The sequence below is a fragment of the Micromonospora sp. NPDC049836 genome (assembly GCF_044465125.1).
Classification (GTDB): Bacteria; Actinomycetota; Actinomycetes; order Mycobacteriales; family Micromonosporaceae; genus Micromonospora.
In genome coordinates this window covers 73,783-91,719 of sequence record NZ_JBITLH010000013.1, presented here as the reverse complement: position 1 = coordinate 91,719, position 17,937 = coordinate 73,783, and the positions used below count along the sequence as shown (strand labels likewise).

At 74.8% G+C, this 17,937-nt stretch carries 1 protein-coding gene and 1 pseudogene; both read right to left on the bottom strand.

Translation table 11 applies throughout. The features are described 5' to 3' along the window. Positions 1–7: 7 nt before the first annotated feature. Positions 8–5,512 (bottom strand): annotated as a pseudogene (locus ACIBPB_RS27935) (SDR family NAD(P)-dependent oxidoreductase); the annotation flags it as partial. A 267-nt stretch (positions 5,513–5,779) separates the two neighbouring features. Next, positions 5,780–17,542, bottom strand: a complete 11,763-nt coding sequence (locus ACIBPB_RS27930) for an SDR family NAD(P)-dependent oxidoreductase (RefSeq protein WP_396842421.1) — start codon at positions 17,540–17,542, stop codon at positions 5,780–5,782. Positions 17,543–17,937: the final 395 nt, after the last annotated feature.

The following is a 17,937-nucleotide window of genomic DNA, read 5'->3' as shown; positions in this document are numbered from 1 at the left end:
GTACCTGTCACAGCTCGCCGTAGTCGGCGTCGATCAGCTCGAAGACCTCGTCGGCGGTGGCGGCCGCCAGGATCCGCTCGCTCGTGCGCTGCTCGTCCTCGGTGATCGAGGCGAGCAGGGTGCGCAGCCGGCCGGCGACCCGCGCCCGCTCGTCGGCCGGGGCCGAGTCGAGCGCCGCCGCCAATCGGCCGACCTCGTCGTCGAGCGACGGCGGCGCGCCGCTGTCCCCGCCGCCGAGTTCGGCCAGCAGCAGCTCGACGACGGCGGCCGTGTTGGGGTGGTCGAAGACCAGGGTGGACGGCAGCTGGACCCCGGTCGTCTCGGTGAGCCGGTTGCGCAGGTCGATGGCGGCCAGCGAGTCGAAGCCGAGGTCCTTGAAGGCGCGTTCGGGGTTGACCGCCGCCGGCGAGGTGTGGCCGAGGACCGCGGCGACCTGTGTCCAGACCAGTTCGAGGGCGACCTGCCGGCGTTCGGCCTCCGGGGCGCGGGCGAGCCGGTCGGCGAGGGAGCCGCCGGCGGCCGGCGGTCGTGCCGTGGCGCGCACCAGCCCGCGCAGCAGCGGCGGCAGCGTCCCGGCGCGGCCCTGGGCCCGCAGCGTGTGCTGGTTGAGCTTGGCCGGTACGAGCAACGCCGGGTCGCGCCGCCACGCCGCGTCGAAGAGGTCCAGGCCGTCCTCGGCGGAGAAGCCCTCGACGCCCAGCCGCGCCCACCGGCCGACGGCCACCTCGTCGAGCCGGCCCGCCATCCCCCGTTCCCCGGCCCACATGCCCCAGGCGAGCGCGCTCGCCGGAAGGCCCTCGGCCCGGCGGTGGGCGGCGAGCGCGTCGAGGAACGCGTTCGCGGCGGCGTAGTTGCCCTGCCCGGGACTGCCCAGCACCGAGGCCACCGAGGAGAAGAGCACGAACGCCGACAGCTGCGCGCCGGCGGTCAGCTCGTGCAGGTGCCACCCGCCGTCGATCTTGGGTCGGGTGACCCGTGCCACCTGCTCGGCGGTGAGCGACGCCAGCACCCCGTCGTCGAGTACGCCCGCCGCGTGCACCACCGCTGTCAGCGGCCGCTCCAGCCCGGCGAGCAGGTCGGCCACCTGGTCCCGCTCGCTCACGTCGCAGGCGGCGACCCGCACCGCGCAGCCCAGCTCCGCCAGCTCGGCGGTCAGCTTCCCGGCCCCGTCCGCGTCCGGTCCACGGCGACTGACCAGCACCAGCCGCCGGGCGCCGTACCCGGTCACGAGGTGCCGGGCGACCAGGGCGCCGAGGCCGCCGGTGCCGCCGGTGATCAGCACGGTCCCGTCCGGGTCCAGGGCCGGTCCGTCGCCGCCGCCGGTCGCCGCCGGCACGTCCCCGCCGGCCGCCGATCCCTCGTCCCCGGCCGTTGCGGTGGCCCGCTCGTCCGGGTCCGGCGACTCGGTGCCAGTCGGCGCGGCGGGCCGCCCGTTGCCAGTCGGCGCGCCGGGCCGGCCGAGCCGGGGGGCGAGCACCCGCCCGTCCCGGACCGCCAGTTGCGGTTCGTCCAGCGCGGCCAGCGCGGCCCAGTCGGGTTCCGCCCCGTGGTCGAGGTCGACGAGCAGGATCCGGCCCGGATGCTCGGACTGGGCGCTGCGGACCAGTCCCCAGACCGGGGAGAGCGAGAGGTCGAGCGCCTCGTCGGCGGTCGCCACCGCGAACCGGGTCACCACGACGAGCCGGGTGCCGGCCGTACCCGGGTCGCCGAGCCAGTCGCGCAGCAGGTCGAGCGTGGCCAGGGTGACGTTCCGGGCCGCGCCCGGCACGTCGCCGTCCGGCTCGCCGGGGTGGGCGACGGTGGCGACGACGAGGTCGGGCCGCTCGGCGGGCTCGACCGTGGCCCGGTCGAACGAATCGAAGCGGCGCACCCGCGCCGGACCCGCCTCGCCGACGGTCAACGGCGTCCAGTGCACCGCGTAGAGCGCGTCGGCGCCGGCGGGCGTGGCACCGGCGAGCTGATGCCGCGCGACGGGACGGAAGGCGAGCCGCTCGACGGCGGCGACCGGCCGGTCCTGCTCGTCGGTGAGGTCGATGCGCAGCGCGCCGGGACCGGCCGGGCCGATGCGGACCCGCACCCGTTCGGCGCCGGGCTGGTCGACCCGGACCCCGGACCAGCTGAACGGCAGGCTCGCTCCGGCCGGGTCGTCCCCGTCCAGCAGGTCGGCGCCGCCGTGCAGGGTGGCGTCGAACAGCGCCGGGTGCAGCACGTACCCGGTCCCGGTGGCGTCCGCCGGCAGGGTGACCTCGGCGTAGCGCTGCTCCCCGGCCCGCCACGCCGCCCGTACCCCCTGGAAGGCCGGGCCGTACTCGTAGCCGGCGTCGGCGAGGCGGGCGTAGAGCGCGTCGGCGGTGAGCGGCTCGGCGGCCGGTGGTGGCCGGTGCGGGCCGCCCGGGGGCGGCGGTGCGCTGCCGGTGAGCAGGCCACGGGCGTGGCAGCGGGGGTCGTCGGCGCCGGAGAGCGAGTAGACGCCGACCCGGCGGTGTCCCGCCGCGTCGGGTTCGCCGACGGTGACCTGCAACCGGACCCCGGCGGTGTCCGGCAGGACCAGGGGCGCTTCCAGGGTGAGCTCGCCGATGACCGGGCTACCGGTGTGCCGGCCGGCGGCGAGCACGAGGTCGACCAGGAGGGTGCCGGGCGCGATGACCGTGTCGAGCACCGTGTGGTCCGCCAGCCAGGGCGCGCCGTCCCGGCTCACCCGGCCGGTGAACAGCCACTCGTCGCGGTCACCGACCCGGGCGACGGCGGCGAGCAGCGGGTGGTCCAGCGGGGTCAGGCCGGCGCCGGCCGGGTTGCCGCCGGTGGTGGGGTTGAGCCAGTAGCGCCGCCGCTGGAACGGGTAGCTGGGCAGGTCGATCCGGCGGGCGCCGGCCAGGACGGCGGACCAGTCGACCGGCACGCCGGCCAGCCCGGCCTGCGCCAGGAAGGTGGTGAACGCCGCCGGCTCGGGCTGCCCGGCCCGCAGCGCGGGAAGGAACACGGCCTCCGCGTCCTCGACGCCCTGCCGGGCCAGCCCGGTCAACACGGCGTCCGGGCCCAGCTCCAGGAACCGGCTCACCCCCTGCTCCCGCAGGGTCCGGATCCCGTCGGCGAAGCGCACCGCGTGCCGCACGTGCCGGACCCAGTAGTCCGGATCGGTCAGCTCCTCCGCCACCACCCGGCCGGTCAGGTTCGACACCACCGGGAGCCGCGGCGGGCGGGCGGTCAGCCCCTGCGCGACCGCGCGGAACTCGGCCAGCATCGGGTCCATCAGCGCCGAGTGGAACGCGTGCGAGACGGTCAACCACTTGGACCGCCGCTCGTGCCAGCCGGGCAGCCACGCCTCCAGCTGCGCGATCTCGCCGGAGACCACCACGGCACGCGGGCCGTTGACCGCCGCGAGCGACAACCCCGGTGGCAGGGTGGGCAGCACCTCGTCCTCGCCGGCCTGGAGCGCCACCATGCCGCCGCCGGCCGGCAACGCGCCCATCAGCCGGCCCCGGGCCGCCACCAGCCGGCACGCGTCGGGCAGCGACCACACCCCGGCCACGTGGGCGGCGGTCAGCTCACCGACCGAGTGTCCGATCAGGAAGTCCGGGCGTACGCCGAACGACTCGGCGAGCCGGTACAGCGCCACCTCGACGGCGAAGAGCGCGGCCTGGGTGTGCGCGGTCTCGTCCAGTTCCGGGGCGTGCGGCGCGGCCAGCAGGTCCCGCAACGCGCCGCCGAACTCGGCGCACACCTCGTCCAGCGCCTCGGCGAAGACCGGGTACACCTCGGCCAGCCCGGCGCCCATCCGGGCCCGCTGCGCGCCCTGGCCGCTGAACAGCACGGCCGTCCCGCCGGCCATCGGCCGCCCGCGGGGCACGCCCGGCTCGCCCGCGGCCAGCGCCGCCAGGCCGGTCAGCAGCTCGTCCCGACCGGCCGCCACCACGGCCGCCGCCCGCTCGAAGCGGGCCCGCGCCGTCAGCGCCGAGTACGCCACGTCCGCCGGCCGCGCCTGCGGGTGCGCCAGCAGATGCGACCTCAGCCGCCCGGCCTGTGCCCGCAACGCCGCCTCGGTCCGGCCGGAGAGCAGCACCGGCACCGGCGCCGCGACCCGCTCGGGCGCGGGGTCCGCCGGCCCGCCGGTGGAGTCGGCCGGCACGCCGGCGGGGTCGGCCGGTGCTTCTTCCAGGATGACGTGGGCGTTGGTGCCGCTGATGCCGAAGGACGACACCCCGGCGCGGCGCGGCCGGCCGGCGGCGGGCCACGGTTCGGCCTCGGTGAGCAGCCGGACCTGACCGGCTGCCCACGGCACGTGCGGGGACGGGGCGTCCACGTGCAGGGTGCGCGGCAACGTGCCGTTCCGCATCGCCAGCACCATCTTGATCACACCGGCGATGCCGGCCGCCGCCATGGTGTGCCCGATGTTCGACTTGACCGAGCCCAGCCGCAGCGGCCCGTCGCGGCGCTCCTGACCGTAGGTCGCCAGCAGCGCCTGCGCCTCGATCGGGTCGCCCAGCCGGGTTCCCGTCCCGTGTCCCTCGACGGCGTCCACGTCGGCGGCGGTCAGCCCCGCACTGGCCAGCGCCTGCCGGATCACCCGTTCCTGCGCCGGGCCGTTCGGTGCGGTCAGCCCGTTGCTCGCGCCGTCCTGGTTCACCGCGCTGCCCCGGACGACCGCCAGCACCCGGTGGCCGTGGCGGCGGGCGTCCGACAGCCGCTCCAGCACCACCAGGCCCAGGCCGTCGGAGAACCCGGTGCCGTCGGCGCCGGCCGCGTACGACTTGCACCGGCCGTCCGGCGCCAGCCCGCGCTGCCGGCTGAACTCCACCAGCAGGAACGGTTCGGCCAGCACCGTCACGCCACCGACCAGGGCCAGCGAGCACTCCCGCGCCCGCAGTGCCCGTACCGCCAGGTGCAGGGCGACCAGCGACGACGAGCACGCCGTGTCCACCGACACCGCCGGGCCCTCCAGGCCCAGGACGTACGCGATCCGTCCCGACACCACACTGGCCAACGTGCCGGTGAGCCGGAAGCCCTCCAGCTCCGGCGGCATCGAACCGCCGTAGTCGGAGGAGAACGCGCCGCAGAACACCCCGGTGTCGGAGCCGCGCAGCGCGGTCGGGTCGATCCCGGCGTCCTCCAGCGCCTCCCAGGACGCCTCCAGCAGCAGCCGCTGCTGGGGATCCATCGCCAGCGCCTCCCGGGGACTGATCCCGAAGAACTCGGCGTCGAAGTCGCCGACCTCCGGCAGGAAGCCACCGCCGCGCGTGTAGACGGTGCCGGCGCTGTCCGGGTCCGGGTCGTACAGCCGCTCCAGCTCCCAGCCGCGGTCCTCGGGAAGCCCGGTGACGGCGTCCCGCTCGTCGGCAAGAAGCTGCCACAGCCGCTCGGGCGAGCTGGCGCCGCCGGGGTAGCGGCAGCTCATGCCCACGATGGCCAGCGGTTCGAGGTCCGACTCCTCCAGCTCACGCACCCGGCGCCGGGCGGTGAGCAGCTCGCCGGTCACCTTGTGCAGGTACTCGCGGAGCTTCCGCTCCTCTCCGGTACTGGCGTTCCGTGGGTCGTGGCTGCCCTGCGTCATGCTGATCGAAGCTCCTCGTGGATCAGGTCGAGACTCTCGCGGAGGAGACCTCGTCGCGGCCGTCGTCCAGGTCACCGCGACGCGGCCGGTCAGGCCGGAGCCGTGTCCCGGCTCCCTCGGCGCGCTCGCCTTGGCCGGACCATACGCAGCGGTTTCCGCGCCTGTCAGTCCGTCCAGAGGGGATCGTCCGGAAGCTGCCAAACCGTTCCGGCAGCCCGGATACGGCCCGCGTCAGGCCGACCCGAGCTCCCTGTCGATCAGCGTGAACAGGTCCTCGTCGGAGACCGTGCCGAGGCCGTCCTCGGTGCCGGCGTCGGCCTCGTCGCGGTGGCCGGCGGTGCCGCTGAGCACGTGCCGCAGCCGGTTGCCGAACGCGCGCAGGCGCGGCTCCGCCTCGGCGAGCCGCCGCGCGTCTCCGGCGAGTTCGCTCAGCAACGCCTCGACCTGGCGCAGTTCCCGCTCCAGCGGGGAGCCGGACGCGGCGTCCGCGCCACCGATCGTGCCCAGCAGGTACGCGGTGACCGCCGCCGGGTTCGGGTGGTCGAAGACCAGGGTGGTGGGCAGGCTCAGCCCGGTGGTCCGGCTCAGCCGGTTGCGCAGCTCGACCGCGGCCAGCGAGTCGAACCCCACCTCCTTGAACGCCCGGCCCGCGTCGACGGCCTCCGGCGCGGCGTGCCCGAGCACGGCGGCGACCTGGGCCCGGACCAGGTCGAGGGTGACCTGCTCCCGCTCGGCCGGCGCGACCCCGGCCAACCGCTCGGCCAGCGACCCGGTGGTACGCCGGGTCCGCTGGGCCGGCGCCCGGACCAGGTCACGCAGCAGCGGGGTGAGCGCCGCCGTGCCGGCCTGCGCCCGCAGCGCGGCGAAGTCGAGCCGTACCGGGACCAGCAGCGCCTCGCTGCGCCCCATCGTCTGGTCGAACAGCCGAAGGCCGAGGTCGGTCGGGAGCGCCGCGATGCCGCTGCGGGCGAGCCTCGCCCGGTCGGTCTCGCCGAGCTCGCCGGTCATCCCGGTGGCGTCGGCCCACAGCCCCCACGCGATCGAGGTCGCCGGCAGTCCCGCCGCGCGCCGCTGAGCGGCGAGGGCGTCCAGGTAGGCGTTCGCGGCGGCGTAGTTGCCCTGCCCGCCGTTGCCCATGGTCGCGGCGACGGAGGAGAACAGCACGAACGCGGACAGGTCCCGCCCGGCGGTCAGCTCGTGCAGGTGCCGCGCCGCGTCCAGCTTCGGCCGCATCACCCGCTCGAGCCGCTCGGGGGTCAGCGCCTCGACGACCCCGTCGTCGAGCACGCCCGCGGCGTGGACCACCGCGGTCACCGGATGCGCCAGCGAGTCCAGCAGCTCGGCCAGTTGGCGCCGGTCGGCCGCGTCACAGGCGACGACCCGGGCCTCGGCGCCGAGGGCGGCCAGCTCGTCGACCAGCTCGCCGGCGCCGGGAGCGGCCGGGCCGCGGCGGCTGACCAGCAGCAGGCGCTTCACCTGGTGGGCCCCGGCGAGGTGCTTGGCGACCGTTGCGCCCAGGCCGCCGGTGCCGCCGGTGAGCAGGACCGTCCCGTCGGGGTCCAGCGGCGCCGGTACGGTCAGCACGATCTTGCCGACGTTGCGGCCCTCGCGGAGGAACCGGAGCGCCTCCCGCCCGTCGCGCATGTCCCAGGCCCGGACCGGCGCGTGCCGCAACACACCCCGCTCGAAGAGGGCGACGACCTCCTGCAGCAGCTGCTGGATCCGGTCCTGGTCGACATCGAACAGGTCGAAGGCCCGGTAGCGCACGCCCGGGTAGGCGGCCGCCACGTCCGCCGCGTCCCGGATGTCGGTCTTGCCCAGCTCGACGAACCGGCCACCGCGCGGCAGCAGGTCCAGCGAGGCGTCGGCGAACTCCCCGGCCAGCGCGTTCAGCACCACATCCATACCGGCACCGTCGGTGGCCCCCAGGAACTGCTCCCGGAACGCCAGCTCCCGGGACGAGGCGATCCGCTGCCCGTCCACGCCGAGGGCGCGGACGGCGGGCCACTTCGCCGGGCTGGCGGTCGCGAACACCTGCGCGCCCAGGTGCGCGGCGAGCTGCACCGCGGCCATGCCGACGCCCCCGGCGGCGGCGTGGACCAGCACCCGGTCGCCGGGCCGTACCCCGGCCACGTCCACCAGCCCGTAGTAGGCGGTCAGGTAGGTCACCGGCACCGCGGCCGCCTGCGCGAAGGTGAAGCCGGCCGGCATCGGCACCAGCATCCGACGCTGCGCCACCGCGACCGCACCGAACGAGTCCAGCACCAGACCCATCACCCGGTCACCCGGCGCCAGGTCCGACACTCCCGAACCGACCTCCAGCACCACGCCCGCCGCCTCAGCGCCGAGACCGGTCAGCCCGGGAACCATGCCCAGGGTGACCACGAGGTCGCGGAAGTTGACCCCGGCCGCGCGGACCGCGATCCGTACCTCGTGCGCCGCCAGCGGCCGGTGCACGTCCGACTCGCCGATCGTGAGGTCCTCCAGCGAGCCGGCCCGGCCCACCGTCAGCCGCCACCCGTCCCCGGCCGGCACGGGCGCCGCCCGCTGCAACCGGGGCACCAGTGGCCGGCCGGCCCGTACCGCCAGCTGGGGCTCCCCGAGGTCGGCCAGGGCCGCCCACTCCGGTTGCCCGCCGTCGCGGTCCAGGTCCACCAGCCCGAAGCGGCCCGGGTGTTCGGACTGCACGCTGCGCAGCAGGCCCCACACCGGGGACTGGGCGAGGTTGACCGGCTCCCCGCCGGTGGCGATGGCGTTCCGGGTCGCCACCAGCAGCCGTACCCCGGTCGACCAGCTCGCGGCGAGCCACCCTTGCACCAGCGTCAGGGCCTGGCGCGCTGCCGCGTGCCCGGCCGCCGTGCCGTCGCCGTCGCCGTCGATCGCGGCGATCACGAGGTCCGGTGCTGCCTGGCCCTCGGCCACGGCCCGGTCCAGCGCCGCCAGGTCGGGGTACCGGTCCGCGATCCCGTCCACCGCCGCGCCGACGGCGGCGATCCGCACCGCCGCCGCCGGGGTCGGGTCGGCGGCTGCCCGCCACTGCACGTGGAACAGGAACTCCTGCGGGTCCGCGGGCATCCGGTCGAGTTGCGTCCGGTCGATCGGCCGGGAGACCAGCCGGGCCACGCTCGCGACGGGTTCGCCGGTGTCGTCCACGATGTCGACGCTCGCGGCGCCGTCCGGGGCGAGGGCGATCCGGGCGCGGGCCCGGGTGACCCGTCCGTTCCCGGCGTGCACTCCGGACCAGGAGAACGGCAGGTCGGTCGCCGACCCCGCCGCCTTGTCCAGCAGGGTGCCGTGCAGCGCCGCGTCCAGCAGCACCGGGTGTACGGCGTGCCCGTCGCCGCAGGCGTCGTCCGGCACCACCAGGTCGGTGTAGACGTGCGAGCCGTCCCGCCAGGCGGCGCGTACGCCCTGGAACACCGGCCCGTACTCGTAGCCCGCCGCCAGCAGCCGGAGGTAGAGGTCCTCCACCGGCACCGGCTCGGCCCCCAGCGGCGGCCAGTGGGTGGGGCGCCAGGCCGGTGCGGTGTCGTCGGGTTCGCGCAGGAATCCCCGGGCGTGGCACGTGGCGCCGTCACCCAGTTCCTGCTGCTCCGGACGCGAGTAGATCGTCACCTCGCGGTGGTGGTGGTGGGGGTCGGGTGCGCTGATCTGGACCTGGACCTGCACCGCGGTGCGTTCACCCAACACCAACGGCGTGTGCAGCACCAACTCCTCAACCAACCCGACACCCAACTGCCCACCCGCCGCCGCGGCCAACTCCACCAACACCGCACCCGGCACCACCACCGAACCGAACACCACATGATCGGCCAACCACGGCTGCCCCTGCACCGACAACCGACCCGTGAACACCCACTGCCCACCATCACCCACCGGCACCGCCGCGACCAACAACGGATGCCCCACCCGCCGCAACCCCGCACCCACCACGTCACCGACCGCCCCACCCCCGGACAACCAGTACCGCCGCCGCGAAAACGCATAACCAGGAAGATCAACCCGAACCGCGCCCGACCCCGCGAACACCCCCGACCAATCCACACCCACCCCAGCCACAAACGCCTCAGCCACCGACGTCACAAACCGCCGCCCACCCCCCTCACCACGCCGCAACGAACCCACCACCGCCACCGACTCACCCAACCCGCCGGCCTGCACCACCTCCTGCACCGCCACCGTCAACACCGGATGCGGCGACACCTCCACAAAACACGACGCCCCATCCCCCACCAACGCCCGCACCGCCGGCTCAAACCCCACCGGCTCCCGCAAATTCCGATACCAGTACTCCGCACCCAACTCCACCGGATCCACAAACCGACCACACACCGTCGAAAACAACGGCACCCCACCCGAACGAGGCCGCACCGGCCCCAACACCCGCAACAACTCCTCCCGCACCACCTCCACCTGCACCGAATGCGACGCGTAATCCACCGGCACCCGCCGCGCCCGCACCCCCCGCCGCTCACACACCCCCATCACCTCATCAACCGCACCAACCTCCCCCGCCACCACCACCGACGACGGACCATTGACCGCAGCCACCGACACCCGCCCACCAAACGGCGCGATCAACCCACCCACCTCAGCCACCGGCAACCCCACCGACACCATCGCCCCCGCCCCGGCCAACCGATCCCGCACCACCTGAGAACGCAACGCCACCACCCGCGCCGCGTCCTCCAACGACAACACCCCCGCCACACACGCCGCCGCGATCTCACCCTGCGAATGCCCCACCACCACCGACGGCCGCACCCCCACCGACCGCCACAACCCCGCCCACGCCACCAGCACCGCAAACAACACCGGCTGCACCACATCCACCCGCTCCAACGACGGCGCACCCACCACCCCCCGCAACACATCCTCAACACGCCAATCCACAAACCCCGACAACGCCCGCCCACACGCCGCCAACTCCGCCGCGAACACCGGCGAAGAATCCAACAACTCCACCGCCATCCGCTCCCACTGACCACCCTGACCAGGAAAAACAAACACCACCCCACCACCAGCAGCAGCACACCCGCCCTCCACCACCCCCACAACCGACTCACCCGCCACCAACGCCGACAACCCCGCCACCAACTCACCCCGACCAGCACCCACCACCACCGCCCGAGACCCCAACTGCGCCCGCCCCACCGCAGCCGAAAACCCCACATCCACCACACCCACACCCGACCCCACCAACACACCCCGCAACCCACCCGCCTGCGCCCGCAAACCCACCCCACCCCGACCCGACACCACCAACGGCACCACACCCAACGGCGCCTCCGGCGCCGGACGGTCGCCGGCGGCCGGGTCGCGGGGCGGGTCCTCCAGGATCACGTGAGCGTTCGTGCCGCTGATGCCGAACGATGAGACGCCCGCCCGGCGGGGCCGTTCGGACGCCGGCCACGGCACCGGTTCGGTCAGCAGCCGGACCTGGCCCGCGTTCCAGTCGACGTGCGGGGACGGCGCGTCCACGTGCAGCGTGCGCGGCAGCAACTCGTGCCGCATCGCCAGCACCATCTTGATGACGCCGGCGATGCCGGCGGCGGCCTGGGTGTGGCCGATGTTCGACTTCACCGATCCCAGCCACAGCGGGTCCGCACCGGCCCGGTCCCGACCGTAGGTCGCCAGCAGCGCCTGCGCCTCGATCGGATCCCCCAGCCGCGTCCCCGTGCCGTGGCCCTCCACGGCGTCGACGTCGGCGGGGGCGAGTCCGGCGTTCGCCAGCGCCTGCGCGATGACCCGCTCCTGCGACGGTCCGTTCGGGGCGGTCAGCCCGTTGCTCGCGCCGTCCTGGTTGATCGCGCTGCCGCGTACCACGCCCCAGATCCGGCGACCGTTGCGCCGCGCGTCGGACAACCGCTCCAGCACCAGCACGCCCAGCCCTTCGGAGAAGCCGGTGCCGTCCGCGGCCGCCGCGTACGGCCGGCACCGCCCGTCGGCGGAGAGGCCGCGTTGCCGGCTGAACTCCACCAGCAGGAACGGCTTGGCCATCACGGTGACCCCGGCGGCGAGCGCCAGCGAGCACTCCCGGTTGCGCAGCGCCTGCGCCGCCAGGTGCAGCGCCACGAGCGACGACGAGCACGCGGTGTCGACGGTGATCGCGGGACCCTCCAACCCCAGGGTGTACGCGACGCGGCCGGAGACCACGCTGTTGGTGGTGCCGGCCAGCCGGAAGCCCTCGAGTTCCGCGGCGCCCGGCGCCCCGTAGTCGTCCGACGACATGACCCCGCAGAAGACGCCGGTGTCCGAGCCGCGCAGCGAGGTGGGGTCGATGCCGGCGTCCTCGAAGGCGTGCCACGACGCCTCCAGCATCAGGCGCTGCTGCGGGTCGGTGGCCAGCGCCTCGCGAGGGCTGATGCCGAAGAAGTCGGCGTCGAAGTCGGCCGCGTCCGGCAGGAACCCGCCGCCGCGCGTGTAGAGCGTGCCGGCGCGGTCCGGTTCGGGGTGGTAGAGCCGTTCCAGGTCCCAGCCCCGGTCCCGCGGCAGCTCCGAGATGGCGTCGCCCCCCTCGGCCAGCAGGGTCCAGAACTCCTCCGGCGAGCCGATCCCGCCGGGGTACCGGCAGCCGATCCCCACGATCGCCAGCGGCTCGTCGGTCGTCTCCGGGCGCGGCGGAGCCGGCGACCGGTCGGTGTCCTGGTCGGCGCCGGCCGCCAGCCGGCCCAGCAGCCGGGCGACGTCCCCGCCGGTCGGGTGGTCGAAGACCAGGGTGGACGGCAGCGCGAGCCCGGTGGCCCGGGTCAGCCGGTCGCGCAGCTCGACCCCGCCCAGGGAGTCGATGCCGAGTTCCTTGAAGGTGCGCAGCGGGTCGATCGCCCCGGACGAGGAATGGCCGAGCACGGCCGCCATCTGCGCCCGGACCACGTCGAGGAGGGCCCGGTCGCGGCGCGCCGGCGGCAGCCCCGACAGCCGTCCCGCCAGCGACCCCGGCTCCGGTGCGGTGCGGCGTGCCGGCGCCGGGACCAGGTCCGCGAAGAGCGTCGGCAGCCCGCCGTCGCGGGCCTGCTGGCGCAGCGCGGCCCGGTCCAGGCCGACCGGCGCCAGCACCGGTTGCGCGTACCCGCCGGCCCGGTCGAACAGGTCGAGCGCCGGGCCGGCGGGGAGTGGCCGCAGGCCGGCGCGCGCCCAGCGGGCGGCGGCGGACCGGTCGAGGTCGCCGGTGCTGTCGTCCCACAGCGGGCCCCAGGCCAGCGCGGTGGCCGGCAGGCCGGCGGCGTGGCGGCGGGCGGCCAGCGCGTTCAGGTACGCGTGCACGGCCGCGTGGCCGGCCTGCCCCGGCGTCCCGAGCCATGCTGTGGCGCTGGTGAGCAGCACGAACGCCGCCAGTGGCAGCGCCTCGGTCAGCTCGTGCAGGTGCCGTGCCGCGTCCGCCTCGGTACGCACCAGGTGGTCGACCCGGTCCGGGCTCAGCGACTCGAGCGTGCCCTCGGCCGGCACGCCGGCGGCGTGCACGACCGCGGTCAACGGGCGGTCGAGGGTGGCGAGCAGGTTGGCGACCTGGTCACGACTCGCGAGGTCGCAGGTCACCACGTCGACCCGGCAGCCGAGAGCGGCCAGCTCCCGACCGAGACCCGCCGCTTCGTCCTCGGCCCGGCCGGACGCGTCGCCGCCGGCCAGACCCACCGCTCCGTCCTCGGCCCGGCCGGACCCGTCGCCGCCGGCCAGACCCACCGCTCCGTCCTCCGCCCGGCCGGGCCCGTCGCCGCCGGCCAGACCCGCCGGGTTGCCGTCCGCCGGGTCAGGCGCTTCGTCGTCGGCCGGGGCCGGGCGGTTGACCAGCACCAGGTGCCGGGCCTGGTGCCTCCGCACCAGGTGCCGGGCGAGCAGCGCGCTCGTACCGCCGGCGCCGCCGGTGACCAGCACGGTCCCGGCCCCGTCCAGCATCGGCGCCGCCGGCTGCCCGGGCGGGCCGACGCGGGTCAGGCGCGCGGTGAGCAGCCGTCCGTGGCGTACGGCGAGCTGCGGTTCGTCCAGGTCGGCCAGGGCGGCCCAGTCCGGCTGCCCGCCGTCGCCGGCCAGGTCCACCAGCACGAACCGGCCAGGGTGCTCGGCCTGTGCGGTGCGGACCAGGCCGTACGCCGCGGCCGCCAGCGGGTCGGGGGCCTCGTCACCGATCGGCACCGCCCGGTGGGTCACCAGGACCAGCCGGGTGCCGGCCAGTCGCGGCGACGCCAGCCACTGCTGGGCGAGCGTGAGCGCGTGACCGGCGGGCGTGCGCCCGTCGGGCTGGCCGGGATCCGCGATGGCGGCGACGACGACCTCCGGAACGGCCGCGCCCTCGGCGATCGCCTGCTCGACGGCGGGCAGGGTCGGGTACCGCTCGCCGTCGCCGGGAACGCCGTCGCCGAGCAGCACAACGGATGCGCCGGAACCGGGGCGCGGGCCGCTGTCCGGCACCGGCACCCAGTCCAACTGGCAGAGGTCGCCGACCGGCCGGGCGGCGTCCAGGTCGGCGGGGTCGAGCGGGCGGAGGTCCACCGTGTCGACGGCGGCGAGCGGCACGCCGTCCTCGTCGACGAGGTCCACGCGGAGTTGGGCGGGGCCGGACCGGGCGAGCCGGGCCCGGGCCCGTACGGCGCCCGGCTTCGACACCCGCAGCCCCGACCACGAGTACGGCGTCCCGCCGGTCTCCGCCGGGTCGGTCCGCAGCGCGAGCCGGCCGTGCAGGGCCGCGTCGAGCAGCGCCGGATGGAGGCCGTACCCGGTGGCCTCCTCGGCCTGCTCGTCGGTCAGCGCGACGTCCGCGTAGACGGCCTGGTCGTCGCCCTGCCAGGCGGAGCGCAGAGCCTGGAAGGCGGGCCCGTGGTCGTAGCCGGCCGCGCCGAGCCGGGCGTAGAGCAGGTCGGCGTCGATCGGCGTCGCGCCGGCCGGTGGCCACTGGGTGGGGCGCCAGGGGTGGGGCCGGTCGTCGACGGGGCGGAGGTACCCGCGGGCGTGGCAGGTCGGTGGTGACCCGTCGCCCATCGAGGTGTCGGGCTCATGGGAATAGATGCCGATCTCGCGGTGGTGGTGGTGGGGGTCGGGTGCGCTGATCTGGACCTGGACCTGCACCGCGGTGCGTTCACCCAACACCAACGGCGTGTGCAGCACCAACTCCTCAACCAACCCGACACCCAACTGCCCACCCGCCGCCGCGGCCAACTCCACCAACACCGCACCCGGCACCACCACCGAACCGAACACCACATGATCGGCCAACCACGGCTGCCCCTGCACCGACAACCGACCCGTGAACACCCACTGCCCACCATCACCCACCGGCACCGCCGCGACCAACAACGGATGCCCCACCCGCCGCAACCCCGCACCCACCACGTCACCGACCGCCCCACCCCCGGACAACCAGTACCGCCGCCGCGAAAACGCATAACCAGGAAGATCAACCCGAACCGCGCCCGACCCCGCGAACACCCCCGACCAATCCACACCCACCCCAGCCACAAACGCCTCAGCCACCGACGTCACAAACCGCCGCCCACCCCCCTCACCACGCCGCAACGAACCCACCACCGCCACCGACTCACCCAACCCGACGGCCTGCACCACCTCCTGCACCGCCACCGTCAACACCGGATGCGGCGACACCTCCACAAAACACGACGCCCCATCCCCCACCAACGCCCGCACCGCCGGCTCAAACCCCACCGGCTCCCGCAAATTCCGATACCAGTACTCCGCACCCAACTCCACCGGATCCACAAACCGACCACACACCGTCGAAAACAACGGCACCCCACCCGAACGAGGCCGCACCGGCCCCAACACCCGCAACAACTCCTCCCGCACCACCTCCACCTGCACCGAATGCGACGCGTAATCCACCGGCACCCGCCGCGCCCGCACCCCCCGCCGCTCACACACCCCCATCACCTCATCAACCGCACCAACCTCCCCCGCCACCACCACCGACGACGGACCATTGACCGCAGCCACCGACACCCGCCCACCAAACGGCGCGATCAACCCACCCACCTCAGCCACCGGCAACCCCACCGACACCATCGCCCCCGCCCCGGCCAACCGATCCCGCACCACCTGAGAACGCAACGCCACCACCCGCGCCGCGTCCTCCAACGACAACACCCCCGCCACACACGCCGCCGCGATCTCACCCTGCGAATGCCCCACCAACACCGACGGCAGCACCCCCACCCACAGCCACAACACCGCCAACGCCACCATCACCGCAAACAACACCGGCTGCACCACATCCACCCGCTCCAACGACGGCGCACCCACCACCCCCCGCAACACATCCTCAACACGCCAATCCACAAACCCCGACAACGCCCGCCCACACGCCGCCAACTCCGCCGCGAACACCGGCGAAGAATCCAACAACTCCACCGCCATCCGCTCCCACTGACCACCCTGACCAGGAAAAACAAACACCACCCCACCACCAGCAGCAGCACACCCGCCCTCCACCACCCCCACAACCGACTCACCCGCCACCAACGCCGACAACCCCGCCACCAACTCACCCCGACCAGCACCCACCACCACCGCCCGAGACCCCAACTGCGCCCGCCCCACCGCAGCCGAAAACCCCACATCCACCACACCCACACCCGACCCCACCAACACACCCCGCAACCCACCCGCCTGCGCCCGCAAACCCACCCCACCCCGACCCGACACCACCAACGGCACAACACCCGCACCCACCAGACCCGACCCAACCGCCGGCGCCTCCGGCGCCGGACGGTCGGCGCGGACGGGGAGCGGGGCGGCCGCCGGGGCGGCGGTGAGCACCAGGTGGCAGCACGAGCCGCCGATGCCCAGCGAGGTGACGCCGGCGGCGATCGGCTCGCCGTCGGCCGGCCAGGGCTCGTGCCGGGTCGCGACCCGCAGGCCGAGTTCGTCCAGCGGGATCCGGGGGTTCGGCGTGACGAAGTTCAGCTGGGGGACGAGTTCGCGCCGGTGGACGCAGAGCGCCGTCTTGATGAGACCGGCGATGCCGGCGGCGCCCTCCAGATGGCCGATGTTCGTCTTCACGGAGCCGACTACCAATGGGGTACGGCGGGAGCGGCCGTACGCCGCGCCGAGCGCCTCGGCCTCGATCGGGTCGCCCACCGGGGTGCCGGTGCCGTGCAGTTCGACGTACTGCACCTGGTCCGGGCGCAGCCCGGCACGGCTCAGCGCCTCGCCGATGGTCTGGGCCTGCACCTCGGCGCTCGGCACGGACAGTCCACTGTCGGCACTGCCGGTACGCACGGCGCTGCCCTCGACCACCGCGTAGATGCGGTCCCCGTCGGCCACGGCCCGCGCCAGTGGCTTGAGCACGACCAGGCCACCGCCCTCGCCGCGCACGTACCCGTTGGCCCGCTCGTCGAAGACGAAGCACCTGCCGTCCGGTGACAGTGCTCCGGCGGCCGCCACGGCGGCACTGCCGCGCGGCGAGACGTTGAGGTGGATCCCGCCGGCCAGCGCCACCTCGGCCTCGCTGCGGCGCAGGCTCTCGCAGGCCAGGTGCACCGCGACGAGCGAGGACGACTGACCACTGTCGACGGTCATGCTGGGGCCGTCGAACCGGAGCGCGTGGGAGACCCGGTTGGCGATCAGCGCCCGGCTGACCCCGGTCAGGGTGTGCCGGCCCACCTCGCCCGACATGGCGACCAGATCCGCGTAGTCGGCCGCCATGACGCCGAGGAAGACGCCGACCCGCGCGCGTTCCGTCGCCGTGACCGGGACCGCGACGCCCGCGTCCTCCATCGCGTGCCAGGCCATCTCCAACGCGAGCCGCTGCTGCGGGTCGGTCGCGGCGGCCTCCCGGGGGGACATGTGGAAGAAGTCGGCGTCGAACTCCTCCACGCCGTCGACGAAGCCGCCCTGCTCGGGTCCGTACGGGCGCCGGGGGTCGCGCCGCCGGATGGTGTCGGTCCCGTCGCGCAGCAGGCGCCAGTACTCCTCCGGCCCGGAGGCGCTCGGCACCCTGGCCGCGATACCTACGATGGCGATCCGCTGTCCGTCCGTGCCGGTCATGGCACCCCCGTTGTGGCTCCGTGTGGTCCGGTGTCCTCGGGAGGCTACGTATCGCGAGCAGGGCTCAAGAGTTCGTTGGCCGGAAGCTGTCAACATTGGTCGGGCCGCCGCCGGCCGGCCCGTTCCGGGCCACCGGCGATGTCCACAACTGCCCGGCGAGCCTTGGGGGCGGGCAAAACCGGCTGTTCGGCCGCGCGGGCTGACCGGCCGCGCCACATTGGCATGGTCATGCCAAATGTGGAAAGGCCGGCGGGTTATTGGTCCGTACCGCCGAATGCGTGCCGCCGCCGGACGCCGGGCGGCTGGCACCATGAGGATCCGCTTGATCTGTAGCATCGACATCTGTTGCCTTGATCGATCTTCGGGGAGATTTGATGAAGAGGCCAGATGTCAGT

Excerpts from the sequence above, each read along its gene's own strand:
- ACIBPB_RS27930 (WP_396842421.1), bottom strand. The coding sequence starts at position 17,542 with ATGACCGGCACGGACGGACAGCGGATCGCCATCGTAGGTATCGCGGCC.